The organism is Amycolatopsis sp. NBC_00438, assembly GCF_036026695.1.
Taxonomy (GTDB): Bacteria; Actinomycetota; Actinomycetes; order Mycobacteriales; family Pseudonocardiaceae; genus Amycolatopsis.
Map to the genome: position 1 here is coordinate 317,678 of NZ_CP107923.1, position 16,999 is coordinate 334,676.

The 16,999-nt window shown below is 70.3% G+C and carries 18 protein-coding genes; 10 read left to right on the forward strand and 8 right to left on the reverse strand.

Annotated features, from left to right (window positions below; all coding sequences use genetic code 11):
* Positions 1–37: 37 nt before the first annotated feature.
* The gene (locus OG494_RS48285; RefSeq protein ID WP_442874370.1) at positions 38–427 is read right to left on the reverse strand and encodes a putative leader peptide; all 390 of its coding nucleotides are present in this window, start codon (positions 425–427) and stop codon (positions 38–40) included.
* Between OG494_RS48285 and hemW the strand changes: the two genes are divergently transcribed.
* The 4 genes from hemW (at position 397) to OG494_RS01425 (ending at position 3,644) form a co-directional block, all read left to right on the forward strand.
* Entirely contained in the window at positions 397–1,614 is a 1,218-nt protein-coding gene (hemW, locus tag OG494_RS01410; RefSeq protein ID WP_328451122.1) for a radical SAM family heme chaperone HemW, read from the forward strand. The two genes, OG494_RS48285 and hemW, sit on opposite strands and share 31 nt — an antisense overlap.
* Positions 1,615–1,651: 37 nt before the next feature.
* Positions 1,652–1,963, forward strand: a complete 312-nt coding sequence (locus OG494_RS01415) for a hypothetical protein (RefSeq protein ID WP_328451124.1) — start codon at positions 1,652–1,654, stop codon at positions 1,961–1,963.
* Positions 1,963–2,655 carry a hypothetical protein gene (locus OG494_RS01420; RefSeq protein ID WP_328451126.1) on the forward strand — a complete coding sequence of 231 codons (693 nt, stop codon included), beginning with the start codon at positions 1,963–1,965 and terminating at the stop codon, positions 2,653–2,655. Before OG494_RS01415 ends, OG494_RS01420 begins: the two co-directional genes overlap by 1 nt.
* Positions 2,656–2,723: 68 nt before the next feature.
* The gene (locus tag OG494_RS01425) at positions 2,724–3,644 is read left to right on the forward strand and encodes an NADP-dependent oxidoreductase (protein WP_328451128.1); all 921 of its coding nucleotides are present in this window, start codon (positions 2,724–2,726) and stop codon (positions 3,642–3,644) included.
* A gap of 3 nt (positions 3,645–3,647) precedes the next feature.
* Here the strand turns inward: OG494_RS01425 and OG494_RS01430 are convergent, their stop codons facing one another.
* Positions 3,648–4,355 (reverse strand): TetR/AcrR family transcriptional regulator, encoded by a 708-nt coding sequence (locus tag OG494_RS01430; RefSeq protein ID WP_328451130.1) that lies wholly within the window; start codon positions 4,353–4,355, stop codon positions 3,648–3,650.
* Positions 4,356–4,459: 104 nt separating this feature from the next.
* Between OG494_RS01430 and OG494_RS01435 the strand changes: the two genes are divergently transcribed.
* From OG494_RS01435 to OG494_RS01450, 4 genes are read left to right on the forward strand one after another with little or no spacing between them, the layout of a single operon-like run.
* Positions 4,460–4,876 carry an SgcJ/EcaC family oxidoreductase gene (locus OG494_RS01435; protein ID WP_328451132.1) on the forward strand — a complete coding sequence of 139 codons (417 nt, stop codon included), beginning with the start codon at positions 4,460–4,462 and terminating at the stop codon, positions 4,874–4,876.
* Positions 4,873–5,241 (forward strand): hypothetical protein, encoded by a 369-nt coding sequence (locus tag OG494_RS01440; RefSeq protein ID WP_328451134.1) that lies wholly within the window; start codon positions 4,873–4,875, stop codon positions 5,239–5,241. Before OG494_RS01435 ends, OG494_RS01440 begins: the two co-directional genes overlap by 4 nt.
* Before the next feature lie 33 nt (positions 5,242–5,274).
* Positions 5,275–6,087, forward strand: a complete 813-nt coding sequence (locus OG494_RS01445; protein WP_328451136.1) for a siderophore-interacting protein — start codon at positions 5,275–5,277, stop codon at positions 6,085–6,087.
* A 9-nt stretch (positions 6,088–6,096) separates the two neighbouring features.
* The gene (locus OG494_RS01450) at positions 6,097–7,323 is read left to right on the forward strand and encodes a serine hydrolase domain-containing protein (protein WP_328451138.1); all 1,227 of its coding nucleotides are present in this window, start codon (positions 6,097–6,099) and stop codon (positions 7,321–7,323) included.
* Here OG494_RS01450 and OG494_RS01455 read toward each other — a convergent pair.
* From OG494_RS01455 to OG494_RS01480, 6 genes are all read right to left on the reverse strand, one after another.
* On the reverse strand, positions 7,305–8,456 hold the full coding sequence (locus OG494_RS01455) for a type I restriction endonuclease (RefSeq protein ID WP_328451140.1): 1,152 nt from the start codon (positions 8,454–8,456) through the stop codon (positions 7,305–7,307). The two genes, OG494_RS01450 and OG494_RS01455, sit on opposite strands and share 19 nt — an antisense overlap.
* 90 nt (positions 8,457–8,546) lie before the next feature.
* Positions 8,547–10,001: an alpha/beta hydrolase gene (locus OG494_RS01460; RefSeq protein WP_442874371.1), complete on the reverse strand. Its 1,455-nt coding sequence runs from the start codon at positions 9,999–10,001 to the stop codon at positions 8,547–8,549.
* A gap of 142 nt (positions 10,002–10,143) precedes the next feature.
* Positions 10,144–11,142 (reverse strand): TIGR03842 family LLM class F420-dependent oxidoreductase, encoded by a 999-nt coding sequence (locus tag OG494_RS01465; protein WP_328451143.1) that lies wholly within the window; start codon positions 11,140–11,142, stop codon positions 10,144–10,146.
* A gap of 7 nt (positions 11,143–11,149) precedes the next feature.
* Positions 11,150–12,532, reverse strand: a complete 1,383-nt coding sequence (gene hydA, locus OG494_RS01470) for a dihydropyrimidinase (RefSeq protein ID WP_328451144.1) — start codon at positions 12,530–12,532, stop codon at positions 11,150–11,152.
* Positions 12,532–13,314 carry a nitrilase-related carbon-nitrogen hydrolase gene (locus OG494_RS01475; protein WP_328458846.1) on the reverse strand — a complete coding sequence of 261 codons (783 nt, stop codon included), beginning with the start codon at positions 13,312–13,314 and terminating at the stop codon, positions 12,532–12,534. Before OG494_RS01475 ends, hydA begins: the two co-directional genes overlap by 1 nt.
* Before the next feature lie 10 nt (positions 13,315–13,324).
* Positions 13,325–14,878: an NCS1 family nucleobase:cation symporter-1 gene (locus OG494_RS01480; protein WP_328451146.1), complete on the reverse strand. Its 1,554-nt coding sequence runs from the start codon at positions 14,876–14,878 to the stop codon at positions 13,325–13,327.
* 270 nt (positions 14,879–15,148) lie between these two features.
* Between OG494_RS01480 and OG494_RS01485 the strand changes: the two genes are divergently transcribed.
* Positions 15,149–15,820, forward strand: coding sequence for a response regulator transcription factor (locus OG494_RS01485; protein ID WP_328458847.1), 672 nt, complete (start codon positions 15,149–15,151; stop codon positions 15,818–15,820).
* Complete coding sequence (locus OG494_RS01490) at positions 15,817–16,833, forward strand: HAMP domain-containing sensor histidine kinase (protein ID WP_328451148.1); 1,017 nt, start codon at positions 15,817–15,819, stop codon at positions 16,831–16,833. The genes OG494_RS01485 and OG494_RS01490 overlap by 4 nt, the downstream gene beginning before the upstream one ends.
* The last annotated feature ends 166 nt before the right edge of the window (positions 16,834–16,999 follow it).

Sequence of the window (16,999 nt, forward strand, 5' to 3'; positions counted from 1 at the left end):
GCTGTCCAGGTTCGTGGCAGGTGGTGGTGATCGGGCGTCAGCGAACGGGCACGCAGAGGGCACTGGCGACCCGCAGGAGGTCGACGTGGCGGCGCGCCACGAGGAGAACACCGGCAGAAGTCACCCGCTCAGCGTGCCACGCGTCCACAATGTGGTCCAGGCCCGTCCGGATCGTGGGAGAAGGGTCACTAACCAGGGAGAATGCGCCGCCCGGCGGCCCTGCGACCTGCGCATCGGCCGCCGCGGCCGGTGTCAACCGCCCGACGGCCGGGCCGGGTGGGGGCCGGACAGCGCAGCCGCTCTCGTCTCGCCCCCGGCCCGGCGGCCCGGTGAACGGCGTTGACCCGAACGGGCCCTCGGCGGGGGTCCGGCCGTGGCGGGGTGGAGAATCGGAGGGTGCCCGACCTGCGTCCCGACCCCGCCACACCGATCGACCCGGCCTTGCCGGAAAGCGCGCTGAAGGGTCTCGGCAGCAGAGCGTTCGGCGTCTACGTGCACGTCCCCTTCTGCGCGACCCGCTGCGGCTACTGCGACTTCAACACCTACACCGCGGGCGAACTGGACTCCGGCTCGTCGCCGCAGTCGTGGCTGGAAGGGCTGCGCCGGGAGCTGGAGCTGGCCGCGAAGGTGCTGGTCGTGCCGCCCGCCGCGGAGACGGTCTTCGTCGGGGGCGGAACGCCGTCCCTGCTCGGCGCCGACGGGCTCCGGTCGGTGCTCGACGCCGTACGCGACGTCTTCGGCCTCGCGCCCGGCGCCGAGGTCACCACCGAGTCGAACCCGGAGTCGACGTCGCCGGAGTTCTTCGCGGGCATCCGGGAGGCGGGCTACACGCGGGTGTCGCTGGGCATGCAGTCCGCGGCGCAGCACGTGCTCAAGATCCTCGACCGCGTGCACACGCCCGGCCGGCCGGGGAAGGCCGCCGCCGAAGCGCGCGCGGCCGGGTTCGAGCACGTGAACCTGGACGTGATCTACGGCACGCCCGGCGAGCGTCGCGAAGACCTGCAGGCGACCTTGGAGGCCGTGCTGGCCGCCGGGGTCGACCACGTTTCGGCGTACGCGCTGATCGTCGAGGAGGGCACCGCGCTGGCCCGCCGGGTGCGCCGCGGCGAGCTGCCAGCGCCGGACGACGACGTGCTGGCCGCGGACTACGAGATGATCGACGCGACCCTGTCGGCGGCCGGCCTGCGCTGGTACGAGGTGTCGAACTGGGCGGCGACCGACGCCGCCCGCTGCCGCCACAACCTCGCCTACTGGCGCGGCGACGACTGGTGGGGCGCCGGCCCGGGCGCGCACAGCCACGTCGGCGGGGTGCGCTGGTGGAACGTCAAGCACCCGGCGCGCTACGCCGCCCTGCTCGCCGACGGCGACTCGCCCGCGGGCGGCCGCGAGGTGCTCACCGACGACGACCAGCACCTCGAGCGGATCATGCTCGAACTGCGCGTCGCCGAAGGACTGCCGCTGGACGTCCTGGACGAGCCGGGCCTGGCGGAAGCCCGCGCGGCGGCGGCCGAGGGCCTGCTCGATCCGTCCGCATTGGACTCCCGCGGCCGCGCGGTCCTGACCGATCGCGGCCGCCTGCTGGCCGACGGCGTGGTCCGCCGGCTCGCGGGCTGAGCCGGTGGCGTTGCTCGGCCGGTGGCGGATCGTGGAAATGAGCGCCTGGGACCGCGACGCGGTCGACCTGGCCGGTCCGGGTTTCATCGAATTCGCCGAGGACGGGACCGGACAGCTCGGGTTCGTCGCCGTCGAGGGCAACCTGGACTGCCGTCCGGCCGACCGGGATGGCCGGCCGGGTCTCGAATTCACCTGGGAAGGCGTCGACGAGGGTGACCAGGTCAGTGGACGCGGGTGGGCGGTCCTGGCCGACGACGAGACGATCGAGGGGTGGCTGTTCATCCACCTGGGCGACGAGTCGGATTTCCGGGCGCGGCCGTTCACCGTCACGGAGGAAACGGACAGGTAGTGAGCGATTACCAGTACTACGAGTTCCTGGCGATCGACCGCCCCCTGAGCCGCGCGGAACAGGCTGAGGTCCGGTCGCTGTCCACGCGGGCGACGATCACCGCCACCAGCTTCGCCAACGAGTACCACTGGGGAGATTTCAAGGGCGATCCGCGCCTCTTGGTCGAGCGCTACTACGACGCGCACCTGTACCTGGCCGACTGGTGTACCCGCCGCGTGATGCTCCGCCTGCCGGGCGACCTGCTCGATCCCGGCGTCGTCGAGGATCACCACGTGGATGGCTATCTCGACATCGCGTGTGCGGGCGAGTTCGTCGTGGCCGACTTCATCAGCGAGGACGACACCTATGACATCGACTACGACCCCGAGACCTTGCTGCCGGAGATCGCCGGAGTCCGCGCCGAGCTCGCCGGCGGAGATCTCCGCCCGCTCTACCTCGCCTGGCTGGCCGCCTACGGCAACTGGGAACGCGACGAGGACGCCTTCGGCCGGGACGCCGACGGCGATCTCGAACCCCCGGTTCCGCGCGGGCTCGGCTCGCTGACCGCGGCGCAGCGGGCTTTGGCCGACTTCCTCCGCCTCGACGACGACCTGCTCGCGATCGCCGCTCCGGCCTCGGCCGACAGCGCCCCGGCCCGCCGGACCGTGGGCGAACTGCTCGACGGCGCGGCCCGCCTGCGAACCGGCCGCTGATCTTCCCGGGCATAAATCTCCGGCCCACGTCGTTACTTGCATCAAGCAACAACGTTGGAGGAGGGCCCATGGCGCGCGCGATCAGGTTCGGCGAGTACGGCGATGTGGACGTCCTGCGGGTGGAAGACGTTCCGCGCCCGGCGCCCGGACCGGGCCAGGTGCTCGTCGAGGTCCGCGCGGCCGGGATCAACCCCGGAGAGATCTCGATCAGACGCGGCCTGCTGCACGACCGCTGGCCGGCGACCTTCCCGTCGGGCCAGGGCAGCGACTTCGCCGGCGTGGTCGCCGAACTCGGTGAGGGCGTCGAGGAGATCGAGCTCGGCGACGAGGTCATCGGTTTCGTCCACGACCGGTCCAGCCAGGCGGAGTTCGTCGTGGCGCCGGCGGAGAACCTGACGCCGCGCCCCGACGGCGTTTCGTGGGAGGCGGCCGGTTCGCTGTACGTCGCCGGCGCCACCGCGTACGCCGCGGTGCGCGCGGTCTACCCGCGCGAAGGCGAGACGGTTGTCGTCTCGGGGGCCGCGGGCGGCGTCGGCTCGCTGGCCGTCCAGCTGGCGAAGCTGTCCGGTGCCACCGTGATCGGCCTCGCGAGCGAAGCCAACCACGCGTGGCTGCGCGAGCTCGACGTCGTGCCGGTCGAGTACGGCGAGGGCGTCGAGGAGCGGATCGAGAAGGCCGCGCCGGACGGCGTTCACGCGTTCATCGACACCTACGGCGACGGTTACGTCGACCTGGCCCTGCGGCTCGGCGTGTACGCGGGCCGGATCAACACGATCATCGACTTCGCCGCGGCGGAGAAGTACAACGTCAAGGCCGAGGGCAGCATGGCCGCGTCGACGTCGGACGTCCTGCGCGAGCTGGCGACGCTGATCGCCAAGGGCCTGCTGGAGGTGCCCATCGCGAGCGTCTACCCGCTCGCCGAGGTGCAGGACGCCTACCTCGAGCTGGAGCAGCGCCACACGCGCGGCAAGATCGTCCTGGTCCCCTGACGCTCACGTGTTCCTGGCCGCGACCACCTTCAGGCCGGCCAGGAACACGTCGAGCGCGAAGTCCAGCCGCTCGGCGGCGGTCTCGGCGCTGAAGAACTCGCCCATCCGCAGCATGTTCGGGAACGCGTCGGCCGGCAGCGATTGCATGTAGGCCAGCATCTGCTTCCCGCGCTCGGAGACGTCGTCGGCGTCGATCTCCCCCCACGTCCAGCCGCTCGCCTCGTACGCATATGCCTTGGCGTAGAGCGAAAGCGCGTCCCCGGCGAACGTCGCCTGCTTGAGATCGAGACCGCCCGCGCGCAGCAGCGCGAGCATCGCCTCGCCCTGGTGCAGTGCGCTGGGGTTGACCGGCACGGCGATGTTCCAGGCCACCCGCGCGATGCCCGGGTGCGCGACCATCGCGTGGATCTGCGCCCGCACGAGGTCTTTCACCTGCTCGTCCCAGCGCGCCGGATCGGGTGCCGGCAGCGGCAGGTCGCCCAGGACGGCGTCGAGCATCAGCTCCGCCAGCTCGTCCTTGTTCGACACGTGCGCGTAGAGCGACGCGGGTCCCGTCTCCAGCTCCTGCGCGACCCGGCGCATCGTCACCGCGTCGAAGCCCTCCTCCGCCAGGATCTCGAGCGCCGTCTTGACGACGAGCTCCTGCGAGAGCGCGGGTTTCGCGGCGCGGCGGCGCGGGGCGCGGCGCCACGGCGGCGGGGGAACGGTCAACGAGCACCTCCGGGGTTCTGTTCACGAACACTGTACTTGACGCGAACGGCGTTCGTATGTAGAACGGTGTTCGTAAGACGAACAGCGTTCGCAAAGGGGATCTCATGACCACGACCACCGCCGAAGCCGACGTCCGCGCCGTGCTCGACCGGCTCACGCAGGCCTGGAACGACGGCGACGCCGCCGCGTACGGCCGGCTCTTCACCGAAGACGCGGACTACATCACGTTCTTCGGGCTGAACATGCCTGGTCGCGCCGCGATCGAGAGCGGGCATCGCGCGCTCTTCGAAGGGCCGTTGAAGGGCTCGAAGCTGACCGGGAACCTCGGCGCCGAGACCAAGGTGCGGTTCGTCCGCCCGGACGTCGCCATCGCCGTGGTCGGCGGTGGCTCCTCGCTCGGTGGTGGCGACACCACCGACGCGGGCCGTGCGTCCACCGTCGGTTTCGCGCTGGTCCAGGAGGACGGCGAGTGGTTGGTCACGGCGTTCCAGAACACCCGCGTCTCGGATCCGCGCGGGTGAAAACGCTTGCGGAGGCTTCGGGGGTCGTCGCGCGACCCCCGGCGGAGGTGTTCGAGCAGGTGCTGCGCCGGGTGACCGGCGGCGGCTACCCGATGCGGACGGAGGTCGATCGCGACCGGGGGTTCCTCGCGGTCCAGGGTGGCTGGTGGTACCGCGGCGAGTACCGCGTCACGGCCGATCCGGCCGGCGCCCGCGTCGAGCACCGGGTGGTCGACGCGGCGACCCGGGGACGCTGGGGCGTGCCGCTCGCCAACCGGTTCTTCCTCGGGTTCCGGGCGCGCACGGCGGTCGCGTTCGCCCGGATGCTGGAAGAACTCGACCCGCCGGATGGCCCGGAGGCGCGTCTGGCGAGTAGGGTGAGTTAGGTAAGCCTTAGTACCTGAACGAGGAGATGGCCGATGGCCGAAGCACCCCGGCGGTCCGGACGGCCCGCGGTGAAGCTGCGCGTGCTGCGCACCGAGCGCCTCACCCCGCACATGATCCGGATCGTCGCGGGCGGTGAGGGCATCGCGGACTTCACGCCCAACGCCTGCACCGACGCCTACGTCAAGGTGCTCTTCAAGGTCCCCGGCGTCGAGTACCCGGAGCCGTTCGACGTCCAGGAGATCCGGGCCACCCTCCCGCGCGAGCAGTGGCCGCGGATGCGGTCCTACACGGTGCGGGCGTTCGACCCGCAGGCCGGCGAGCTGGTCTTGGACTTCGTCCACCACGGGGACGAAGGCATCGCCGGCCCGTGGGCGGCCGCGGCGAAGCCGGGTGACGAGCTGCTGCTGTCCGGCCCGGGTGGCGGGTACGCGCCGGGCGCCGACGCCGGCTGGCACCTGCTGGCCGGCGACGAGAGCGCGTTGCCGGCCATCGCGGCGTCGCTCGAGGCGCTCCCGGCCGGCGTCTCGGCGCACGCCGTGATCCTGGTCGAGGACGAGAGCGAAGAGCAGGCGCTGGTCACGAAGGCGGACGCGCAGATCACCTGGCTGCACCGCGCGTCGGGCGGCGACGTCGCCGCGGCGGTGCGGGCCCTGCCGTGGCGCGAGGGCGTCGTGCAGGCGTTCGTGCACGGCGAGGCGGGCTTCGTCCGCGAGCTGCGCCGCTACCTGCTCGACGAGCGGGGCGTGCGGCGCGAGCTGCTGTCGATCTCCGGTTACTGGCGCGTCGGCAAGAACGACGAAGCCTGGCGCGAAGAGAAAGCGGCCGAGCGCGCGCGGGAGAAGTAACCTCGCTGCATGGGTGAGCTGAAGGTAGACGTCGACCCGGCCGAGGCCGGGTTCGACGCGGCGCGGCTGAAGCGGATCGACGACCACTTCGCCCGGTATGTCGACAATGGACGGTTGCCCGGCTGGCTCGCGGTGGTGAGCAGGCACGGCAAGATCGTGCACGTCGGCAGCGGCGGCCATCGCGACGTCGAGGCCGGGCTGCCGGTCGAGCCGGACACGCTGTGGCGGATCTTCTCGATGACCAAGCCGATCACGTCGGTCGCCGCGATGATCCTCGCCGAAGAGGGCCTGCTGGAGCTGGACGACCCGATCTCGCAGTGGCTGCCGGAGTTCGCGTCGCCGCGGGTGTACGTCAAGGGGTCGGCGCTCAAGCCGCTGACCGAACCCGCGACCGGCCCGATCCGGGTGTGGCACCTGCTGACGCACACGGCGGGCCTGACGTACGGCTTCCACCACGGCCACCCGGTGGACGCGATCTACCGGTCGGCGGGCTTCGAGTGGGGCACCCCGCCGGGCCTGGATCTGGCCGCGTGTTCCGAGCAGTGGGCGAAGCTGCCGCTGCTGTTCCAGCCGGGCGCGGAGTGGAACTACTCGATCGCGACGGACGTCCTCGGCCGCGTCGTCGAGGTGGTGTCGGGGCAGTCGCTGGACGAGTTCTTCCAGTCGCGCATCTTCGGCCCGCTGGGCATGACGGACACGGGCTTCTTCACGTCCGCGACCGAACGCCTGGCGGCGATGTACCTGCCGGACCCCTCCGGCGGCATCGCCCGCAACGACGCGTTCGGGGCGCTGGGCACGACCCGCCCGTCATGCCTCTCGGGCGGCGGCGGTTTGGTGTCGTCGGCTTCGGACTACCGGCGTTTCTCGGAGATGTTGCTGCGCGGGGGAGTTCTCGACGACGTCCGGCTGCTGTCGCCGCGCACGGTGTCGCTGATGGCGAGCAACCACTTGCCGGGCCACGTGGACCTGGAGGCGTACGGGCGCCCGTTGTTCGCGGAGATGCCCTTCGACGGGCACGGTTTCGGCCTCGGGTTCTCGGTGCTGGAGGACCCGGTGAAGGCCCGGACGATCTCGTCGGCCGGCGAGTTCGCCTGGGGCGGCGCGGCTTCCACCGCCTTCTGGGTGGACCCGGCCGCGGACATCACGGTGGGCTTCTACACACAGCTGCTGCCGTCGAGCACCTACCGGCTGCGGCCCCAGCTGCGGCAGCTGGTCTATCAAGCACTCGTGGACTGAGGTTCCTCGACGACGTCGGCGGCGATCGGGGGTGCGGCCATGTATCGCGCCACCGTGCGCCGCAGGTGGTCGGCGTGGGTGTAGATCTCCTCCACGCTCGTGATGGGGATGCGGGTCTCGGCCTTGTTCTCGTCGAAGACGCCGAGGTACTTCTTCGAGCGGTTGAACCACAGCCGCGCGATGGGCTTGCGGTTGTTGTCGTCCAGCAGCACGCCGAAGTAGGTTTTGGTATCGCGGGCGGCGATCCTCGCGGCCGGTACCTCGCCGCAGACGATGGCGCGGACCACCCGGTAGCCCTCCAGCTCTTCCTCGGTGGTGACGAGTTCGTCTTCGCGCTCGGGGCTCTCGGCGACCGGCGGCTCGGCCTGCGGCGCGGTGTCGGTGCCGGCTCCGGTGGAGACGCTGACGTAGGCGTCAGGCCCGCCGAGGGCGTTCTTCAGCCGGTCGTTGACCTGCTCGTTCAGGAACTGGCGGGTCGCCTTGCCTACCAGCGGGCCGAACTGCTCGCGCACGCGCTGGGTGAACGCGCCTTCGTAGACCCGCGTGGTCAGGAACTTCACCCACTCGTCCTCCGGCTCCTTGAACTGCGCCGCGAGGATGCGCTTGAGCTGCCCGATGTACTTCAGCTCGCCGGCCGCGCTGATGACTGAGTCGAGGTCGAAGTCCTCCTTCGTGAGCTTCGCCAGTTCGGGCAGCAAGGTCTCGTCGATGTCCGCGAAGTCCATTACCAGGAACGGCTTGGCGTCCATCCGGTTCGGCGCGTCGAGGTCGGTGTAGAACTGGTAGACCTGCCCGTTCGTCAGGACGGCGATCCGCGCGTTGGTGACGGCGAAGTAGCGGAAGAGCTGCGAGGCGTGCTCGATCCGGAGCGGGTCGTTGATCTTCTTCGCCTCGACGAGGACCTGCACCTGCCCGTTGTGCACGATGGCGTAGTCGATCTTCTCGCCCCGCTTGGTGCCCACGTCGGCGGTGAACTCGGGGATCACCTCGGCCGGGTTGAACACGTCGTAACCGAGCACGGTGCTGATGAACGGCATCACGAAGGCGTTCTTGGTCGCCTCTTCGGTCTCGATGCCGTCCTTGTGCTTGCGGATCTTCAGGGCGAGTGCTTGCGCGCGCTCCGCGATGTCCATGCCGGTGCCGATCTCTGCGGGAACTGATCAATCGCCGGAGTCGCCGCGGCCGCCCGGTCTGTTACGGACCGGACGGCCAGGCGTTCCGGATCAGCCGAACGGGCCCTTGTCCGGGGCGCAGATCGTGCCCCGGGCCGGGACCGCGCCCGTCAGGAAGTACGTGTCCAGCGACTTGTCGACACACGCGCTCTTGCCGCGGGAACCGTGGCCGTACGTGTCGAGACTCAAGAGCCGCGCGTTCGCCAGCAGTTTCTCCGTCCGCTGGGCCCCGTCGTACGGCGTTTCCAGGTCGCCCTGGCGGTTCGCCAGCAGGAGGATCGGGGCCGTCGGGCGGTTCCACGGGCCGGTGTAGCGGCCCGGGTCGCTGACGTCCCAGCTCGCGCACGGCAACGTCTTGTAGACGTCGTAGGGGCCGAAGCCGCGGCCGATGCGGTCCGCCGCGCGGGCGTAGCCCGCCCAGACCGCCGGGTCACGCGGGTTCGCCGCGTCCGAACACAGGGTTGCGCCGCCGCCCAGCATCGAGTCGATGTCCGGGGGACCGCCGGCAGCAGCAGGAGCGAGCTTCGAAGGATCCGCCAGGGCCTGGAGGTACGCCGCCAGTTGCGGGGCCGCCTGGGCGTCCGTCAGGTAGTTGTGGATCTGGGCGATCGCGCTCTGGTACGTGACGGCGATCTGGCGACCGTTGGTGTCGGTTACCGTGATCGGGCCGGTCGCCAAGCGGTCGAGGATGGCGGAATAGTCGAAGGTGCAGCGCGCGGCACAGGCGTCCAAAAAGGACTGGAGCGCCCGCGGGCCGTCGACGTAGCCCGCCAGCCGGTAGCTCATCGGGCCCGTGCCGGTCGCCCAGCGCGACGGGTCGTCGACGGCGTCCAAGGCCAGCGTGCCGACGCGACCGGGGAACAGGTTCGCGTACGTCTCGCCGATGTACGTGCCGTACGACTTCCCGTAGTAGCGCAGCTTCGGCTCGCCGAACGCGGCGCGCAGGCGGTCCAGGTCGCGGGCGATCGTGCCGGTGGACAGGTGGTTCGCCAGCGGCCCGGCGTTCTGCTCGCACAGGTCGGTCACGGTCCGGGTGTCCGCGATCTGCTGCTGCTCGGCTTCCGGGGTCAGCGGGAACGTCCCGAGCGCCCGCTGCAGCACTTCCAGCTGCGACGGATCGGTGAAGCAGTGGATCTTCGAGCTCGCCCCGACGCCGCGCGGGTCGATCCCGACGATGTCGTAGCGAGTGTGCAGGAAAGGCGTCAACGCCGGCGCGAAGCGGCCGGACGAGCCCGGGCCGCCCGGGTTGTAGAAGATCGTGCCCAGCTTGTGGGCCTGGTCGGTGGCGGGCAGGCGGCCGATCGCCACCGAGACCGTCCCGGCCGAAGGGTCCTGATAGGACAGGGGGACGTCGAGCCGGCCGCAGTCGTACCCGGCCGGCGAGCCGGTGGGGCAGGGTTCCCAGACGATTCCGGCGGGGCTCGCCACTGCCGCGGGCGCGAGTGCGCCCACCGCGAGCGTGGCGGCCCCCAGAGCCAGCACAGCGCGGAGTTTCGGAGATCTCATGGGCCCGATCGTCCCGCCGCCGGGACCGGGGGCGCGCTGGTGCGCGCCCCCGGAACCGAGGTAGGGCGAGCCCTACGCACACCGAAAGCCGTGAAGGCCTCCTTCCCGGCCGTAAGAGCCGGTAAGGAGGCCTTCACGGCTTTCAGGCGGTGAGCTTCGGGATGATCTGCGAGCCGTACGAGGAGAGGGTCGCCTCGCGGTCGTCGTGCATCAGGTACAGCGAGAACTGGTCCACGCCCAGCTCCGCCAGCTCCTGCAGCCGGGAGACGTGCGCCGAAGGCGGGCCCAGCAGGCAGAAGCGGTCGACGATCTCGTCCGGGACGAACTCCGTCGACGGGTTGCCCGCCTTGCCGTGGTGGCTGTAGTCGTACCCCTCCCGCTCGCGGATGTAGTCGGTCAGTTCCTTCGGCACCGCTCCGGAAGATCCGTAGCGCGCGACCAGGTCCGCGACGTGGTTGCCGACCATCCCGCCGAACCAGCGCAGCTGCTCGCGCTGGTGCGCCAGGTCGTCGCCGACGTACGCCGGGGCCGCGACGCAGATCGTGATGCCGCCCGGATCGCGCCCGGCCGCCCGCGCCGCGTCCCGCACCGCGCCGATCGTCCAGCGCGCGATCGCCGGGTCCGCGCACTGCAGGATGAAGCCGTCGGCGTGTTCGCCGACCGTCTTCAGCGCCTTCGGCCCGTACCCGGCCATCCACATTTCCAGCCGGCCGTTGCGGATCCACGGGATCTGCACGGTCGTCTCGTTCATCTCGACCGCCCGCCCTTCGGCGAGCTCCTTGACCACGTGCATGCAGTCGCGCACGGTGGCCAAAGTGGACGGTGGCTTCCCGACGACCCGGTGCGCGGAGTCGCCGCGGCCGATGCCGCAGACCGTCCGGTTGCCGTACATGTCGTTGAGCGTGGCGAACGTCGACGCCATCACCGACCAGTCGCGGGTGCCCGGGCTGGTCACCATCGGCCCGACCACCAGCGACGACGTCGCGGCCAGGATCGCCGAGTAGATGACGAACGGCTCCTGCCACAGCACACAGGAGTCGAACGTCCAGCCGTAGCGGAACCCGGCGTCCTCGGCGTCCTTCATCAGCCGCACGACGTCCCGCGCGGGCGGGTCCGTCTGCAGCACGATCCCGAAGTCCATGCCCACCTCAGTTCAGGTACTGGTTCAGCGAGCGGGACAGGAACTTCCCGTGCGACGTGCTTCCCGAGAAACCGGAAGGCGACACCACAACCCGCCCACGGGACAAGACCGTGTGCACGCGACCGGTCAGCTCGAACCCTTCGTACGCCGAGTAGTCCACGTTCATGTGGTGCGTCTCGGCCGACAGGGTCTGGGTCGCCGCCGGGTCGTAGACGACGATGTCGGCGTCCGAACCCGCGGCGATCACACCCTTGCGCGGGTACAGCCCGAACATCCGCGCCGGCGTCGCCGAGCACGTCTCGACCCAGCGCCCGAGCGTCAGCTCACCCGCGACGACGCCCTGGTGCAGCAGGTCCATCCGGTGCTCGACCCCCGGGATCCCGTTCGGGATCGCCCGGAAGTCGCCGCGGCCCAGCTCCTTCTGGTCCTTGAAGCAGAACGGGCAGTGGTCGGTCGACACCACGGACAGGTCGTTCGTCCGCAGCCCGCGCCACAGGTCGGCCTGGTGCGACTTCTCCCGCAGTGGCGGCGACGCGACGTACTTCGCGCCCTCGAAGTCCGGCTTGGCCAGGTCCTCGATGGACAGGTAGAGGTACTGCGGGCACGTCTCGGCGAAGACGTTCTGGCCGTCGTTGCGCGCCTCGGCGACCGCCGCAAGCGCTTGCGACGCCGAGAGGTGCACGATGTAGAGCGGCGAGCCGGTGACCTTCGCGAGCTGGATCGCCCGTGAGGTCGCCTCGCCCTCCAGCTCCGGCGGCCGGGTCAGGCCGTGCTGCACCGGGTCGGTGTTGCCGGCGGCCACCGCCTGCGCGGCCAGCTGGTCGATCGCGATGCCGTTCTCCGCGTGCATCATGATCGTGGCGCCGATCTCGCGCGCCTTCTGCATGGCCAGCAGGATTTCGCCGTCGGTCGAGTAGAACACGCCCGGGTAGGCCATGAACATCTTGAAGCTGCCGACCCCGGCGTCGACGCAGGCCTCCATCTCCTTCAGCGACTGGTCGTTGACGTCGGAGACGATCATGTGGAAGCCGTAGTCGATCGCGCAGTTGCCGTCCGCTTTGGAGTGCCACTTGTCCATCGTGGACAGCAGCGACGTGCCCTTGGCCTGCACGGCGAAGTCGATGATCGTCGTCGTGCCGCCCCAGGCCGCGGCCGTGGTGCCGGTCGAGAACGTGTCGACCGAATGCGTGCCGCCGAACGGCATCTCCATGTGCGTGTGCGCGTCGATCCCGCCGGGCAGCACGTACTTGCCGGTCGCGTCGATCGTCTCGTCGCCGCTCAGTGTGCCGGGCGCGCCGACGGCGGCGATGGTCTCGCCGTCCACCAGCACGTCCGCCAGCAGAGCGCCCGACGGCGAGACGACCTGGCCACCCTTGATGAGCGTGGTCATCAGGCCTCCGTGAGGGGGCCGTAGGTGTCCGGCCGGCGGTCGCGGTAGAACGCCCACAGGTCCCGGACCTCGTCGAGCAGCGTCATGTCGAGGTCGCGGATGACGACCTCGTCGTCGGTGTCGGACGCGGCGTCGCCGATCAGCTGGCCGCGCGGGTCGGCGAAGTACGTCTGGCCGTAGAAGTCGTTCTCGCCCAACGGTTCCACGCCGACGCGGTTGATCGCGCCGACGAAGTACTCGTTCGCCACCGCGGCCGCCGGCTGCTCCAGCTTCCACAGGTACTGCGACAGGCCCCGGCTGGTCGCCGACGGGTTGAACACGATCTTCGCGCCCGCCAGGCCCAGCGCGCGCCAGCCCTCCGGGAAGTGCCGCTCGTAGCAGATGTAGACGCCGATGCGGCCCACGGCGGTGTCGAACACCGGGTAGCCCAGGTTCCCGGGCCGGAAGTAGAACTTCTCCCAGAACCCCTTGACCTGCGGGATGTGGTTCTTGCGGTGCTTGCCGAGGTACGTGCCGTCGGCGTCGATCACCGCGGCGGTGTTGTAGTAGACGCCGGGCTGCTCGACCTCGTACATCGGCACGATCAGCACCACGCCGTGGCGCTCGGCGACCTCCTGCATGAGCTTGGTCGTCGGCCCGTCCGGGATACCCTCGGTGTAGGAGTAGAACTCGGTGTCCTGCACCTGGCAGAAGTAGGGGCCGTAGAACAGTTCCTGCAGGCAGACGACCTGGGCGCCCTGCGAGGCGGCGGAGGCGATGTGGTCGACCGCCGCCTTGATCATGGACTCCTTGTCACCCGTCCACCGCTGCTGGATCAATGCGGCTCGGACCACGCTCACTGGCTTCCTCCTTGTTAGCGGACAGAGAGAGGGCGGCGAAGACGGCGAACGCCGCGACGAAGCCGACCACCCAGTTGTAGTCGTAAAGCGGCTTGAGGAACGGGATCAGCCCGCCGTCGGGGAACGGCCCGCCATAGGCGCCACCGACCGAGAGAAGGGCTCCCACCAGCGTGGCGACCAGCGCGCGCCAGTTCCAGCCGCCACTGAACCAATACACCCCATCGGGTGTGTAGAGGTCCTTCAGCTTGAGCTTCGTGCGGGCGATCACCCAGTACCCGGCGACGAGCACGCCGGCGACCGCGCCGAGCAGGCCGCCGTAGAAGCCGAGCCACGCGAAGATGTAGATGTTCGGGTCGGAGTAGAGGCGCCACGGCTGGATCAGGACGCCGATGACGCCGGTGATCCCGCCGCCGACCGCGAAGGTGATCTTCTTCGGGAAGGCGTTGGAGAAGTCGTAGGACGGGCTGACGACGTTGGCCGCGAGGTTCGCCGAGATCGTCGCGAGCACCAGCGCGACCAGTGCGACGACGACCACGACCGGGCTGGTGAACTTGTCGGCCAGCTGCGCCGGGTCCCAGATGTCCTCGCCGTAGAGCACGTGCCCGCCCGACGTGGTCAGGATGGCCACGATCGCGATGAACGTCATCGTCGTCGGCAGGCCGAGGATCTGGCCGCGGACCTGCTTGCGCTGGCTGCCGCCGAAACGCGTGAAGTCCGGCATGTTCAGCGAGAGCGTCGACCAGAACGCGATCATCGCCATCAGCGACGGCGCGAACACCTTCCAGAAGTCCGGGCCCCAGCCGAGCTTGCCGCCGTCGGCCAGGATCGGGCCGAGCCCGCCCGCCTTGACCAGCACGTAGCCGAGCATGATCAGGAAGCCGACCGACACCAGGGGCGCCGTCCAGTTTTCGAACCGGCGGACCGCCTCCATGCCGCGCCAGATGATCAGCATCTGGCCGATCCAGAAGACCACGAAGGACAGCCAGAGCGTCCAGTGCTGCCCGGCGATCTCCGGGGCGTCGCGCCACCACGCACCGAGCAAGCGGCCGAGGATGACGTAGATGGCCTCGCCGCCGACCCAGGTCTGGATGCCGAACCAGCCGCAGGCGATGAACGCCCGCAGCAACGCGGCCAGGTTGGCGCCGCGCATGCCGTAGAAGGCGCGGGCGAACACCGGGAACGGGATGCCGTACTTCGTGCCGGCGTGGCTGTTGAGCAGCATCGGCGCCAGCACGACCAGGTTGCCGATGGTGATGGTGATCAGCGCCTGGACCCAGTTCATGCCGAGCGCGATCAGCGACGCGGCCAGGGCGTAGCTGGGGATGTTGTGCGCCATCCCCATCCAGAGCGCGAAGTAGTTGTAGGTGGTCCAGGTCCGTTTCTCGACGGGGACGGGGGCCAGTTCGTCGTTGAAGAACCGGCTGCCTTCGAGAGAACGGACGTCACCGGGTTCGAGCTCGACCCGGCCGTCCTCGTGCACGCGCTGGTCTGCGGGTGTCGGCGCCATTGCGGAATCCTGCTCGCCGGGGTGCGCGCGGTGGCATTGGCAGACTGTTCACTCTTCGCCGCGTCGGAACGCAGACTGTCGATTGCGTTCACGCCGTCGCAATGCATGACGTACGTCACACATCACGCCGTAGTCCCCACGCAACCTCTTCGCAACACGCGGCGTCCGTGACCTGCCGGTTCACGGTCTCCACAAGATCTCCACAGTTCGCGCGGACCGTCTCCACCTCCGGTGCTTAAAGTCGCCCCCATGGAACCGGTAGGGCGGCGCGTGCTCGTCGTCGAGGACGACGTCACCATCGCCGCGTCGATCGCGGCCCGGCTGCGGGCCGAAGGGTTCACCGTGGACGTCGCCCACGACGGGCCGGCCGCCGTCGAGGCCGAGGCGTCCTGGGAACCGGACCTGGTGGTGCTGGACGTGATGCTCCCGGGGTTCGACGGCCTGGAGGTCTGCCGCCGGATCCAGGGGCGGCGGCCGGTGCCCGTGCTGATGCTGACCGCGCGCGCCGACGAGACGGACATGCTGGTCGGGCTCGGCGTCGGCGCCGACGACTACCTGACGAAGCCGTTCTCGATGCGCGTGCTGACGGCCCGCGTGCACGCGCTGCTGCGGCGGGTCGAGCGGTCTTCGTCCGGGCACGGCGCGCGGATCGTGCTCGGCGACCTCGAGATCGACGTCGACCAGCGGCGCGTCGCCCGGGCCGGGGTGGCGGCGCAGCTGACGCCGATCGAGTTCGACCTGCTGGTGCACTTCGCGCGCCGGCCGCGGGTGGTGCAGCCGCGGGAACGGCTGCTCTCGGAGGTGTGGGACTGGGACGTCCACGGCACGTCCGCGGCGACGCGGGCGGTGGACAGCCACATCAAGGCGTTGCGCCGGAAGCTCGGGGCGGACCTGATCCGCACCGTGCACGGCGTCGGCTACGTGCTGGAGGCGGGATCGTGAAGCGGGTCGTCGTGAAGGTGGCGGAGCTGCTGCCGCGGCCGCTGGACCGCGTCCGGTCGATCAAGCTGAAGCTGGCGATCCTGATGCTCGGGTCCGGCGGCGTCGCGTTCGCGTTCTTCAACTGGCAGATCGGCTGGCTGCCGCCGAAGACGACGATCACGGCGATGGTGCTCGCCTTGGTGCTGTCGCAGGTGCTGGCGCACGGGATGACCCGGCCGCTGCGCGAGATGACCGGCGCGGTGCGGGCGATGGCGAAGGGCGACTACACGCGTCGCGTCCGCGCCACCACGCGCGACGAGGTGGGCGAGCTCGCGCAGGCGTTCAACCTGATGGCGGGGGACCTCGGCGACGCCGACCGGCAGCGGCGCGAGCTGATCGCGAACGTCTCGCACGAGCTGCGGACGCCGATCACGGCGTTGAGCGGAGTGCTGGAGAACCTCGTGGACGGCGTCGAGGACCCGGACCCGGCGACGTTGAAGACGGCGTTGCAGCAGACCGAACGGCTGGCGACGCTGGTCGACGAGCTGCTGGACCTCTCGCGCCTGGACGCGGGGGCGATCCCGCTGCACAAGACGTCGTTCCCCCTGTCTTCGTTGTTGTCCGAGGCGGTCTCCGAGGCCGCGTTGGTGCGCGGGGTGCGCTTCGAGGTGTCGGTGTCCCCGCCGGACGCGGTGGTGACGGCGGACCGCGGACGGCTGTTCCAGGTGGTGGCGAACCTCCTGGAGAACGCGGCCCGGCACGGGCCCGCGGGCGGCGTGGTGCGGATTCTCGCGGAGCTGCGGGCAGGTGAGGTGCGCATCGAGGTGTGCGACGAGGGCCCGGGCATCGCGCCGGCGGACCGGACGCGGGTCTTCGAGCGCTTCACGCGCGGCGAGCGGCCGACCGGCGGCGGGACGGGGCTGGGGCTGGCCATCGCGCGGTGGGCCGTGGAGCTGCACGGCGGGTCGATCGGCGTGGTGGAGCCGTCGGCGGGGACCGGTGGCCGGATCCGGGTGACGCTGCCGACGAGCTGAGTTGCCGGTGCCGTGAGGGGTAATGCGGGGTGGAACCCTCCTCGCCACTCACGACCCCGGGGGAGCGCTCCGGCGATGGACATTTGCAAAAGTGAACGCGGAAACTCGAGAAGGCAGGCGAAATGCCGAAGTCCAGTGTCGGTGGGAGCGGCGGGGTGCCGCGGGG

Excerpts from the sequence above, each read along its gene's own strand:
- OG494_RS01425 (WP_328451128.1), top strand. The coding sequence starts at position 2,724 with ATGGCGCGCGCGATCAGGTTCGGCGAGTACGGCGATGTGGACGTCCTG.
- OG494_RS01415 (WP_328451124.1), top strand. The coding sequence starts at position 1,652 with ATGAGCGCCTGGGACCGCGACGCGGTCGACCTGGCCGGTCCGGGTTTC.
- OG494_RS01480 (WP_328451146.1), bottom strand. The coding sequence starts at position 14,878 with ATGGCGCCGACACCCGCAGACCAGCGCGTGCACGAGGACGGCCGGGTC.
- OG494_RS01445 (WP_328451136.1), top strand. The coding sequence starts at position 5,275 with ATGGCCGAAGCACCCCGGCGGTCCGGACGGCCCGCGGTGAAGCTGCGC.
- OG494_RS01435 (WP_328451132.1), top strand. The coding sequence starts at position 4,460 with ATGACCACGACCACCGCCGAAGCCGACGTCCGCGCCGTGCTCGACCGG.
- OG494_RS01475 (WP_328458846.1), bottom strand. The coding sequence starts at position 13,314 with ATGATCAAGGCGGCGGTCGACCACATCGCCTCCGCCGCCTCGCAGGGC.
- hydA (WP_328451144.1), bottom strand. The coding sequence starts at position 12,532 with ATGACCACGCTCATCAAGGGTGGCCAGGTCGTCTCGCCGTCGGGCGCT.
- OG494_RS01465 (WP_328451143.1), bottom strand. The coding sequence starts at position 11,142 with ATGGACTTCGGGATCGTGCTGCAGACGGACCCGCCCGCGCGGGACGTC.
- OG494_RS01460 (WP_442874371.1), bottom strand. The coding sequence starts at position 10,001 with ATGAGATCTCCGAAACTCCGCGCTGTGCTGGCTCTGGGGGCCGCCACG.
- OG494_RS01450 (WP_328451138.1), top strand. The coding sequence starts at position 6,097 with ATGGGTGAGCTGAAGGTAGACGTCGACCCGGCCGAGGCCGGGTTCGAC.
- OG494_RS01455 (WP_328451140.1), bottom strand. The coding sequence starts at position 8,456 with ATGGACATCGCGGAGCGCGCGCAAGCACTCGCCCTGAAGATCCGCAAG.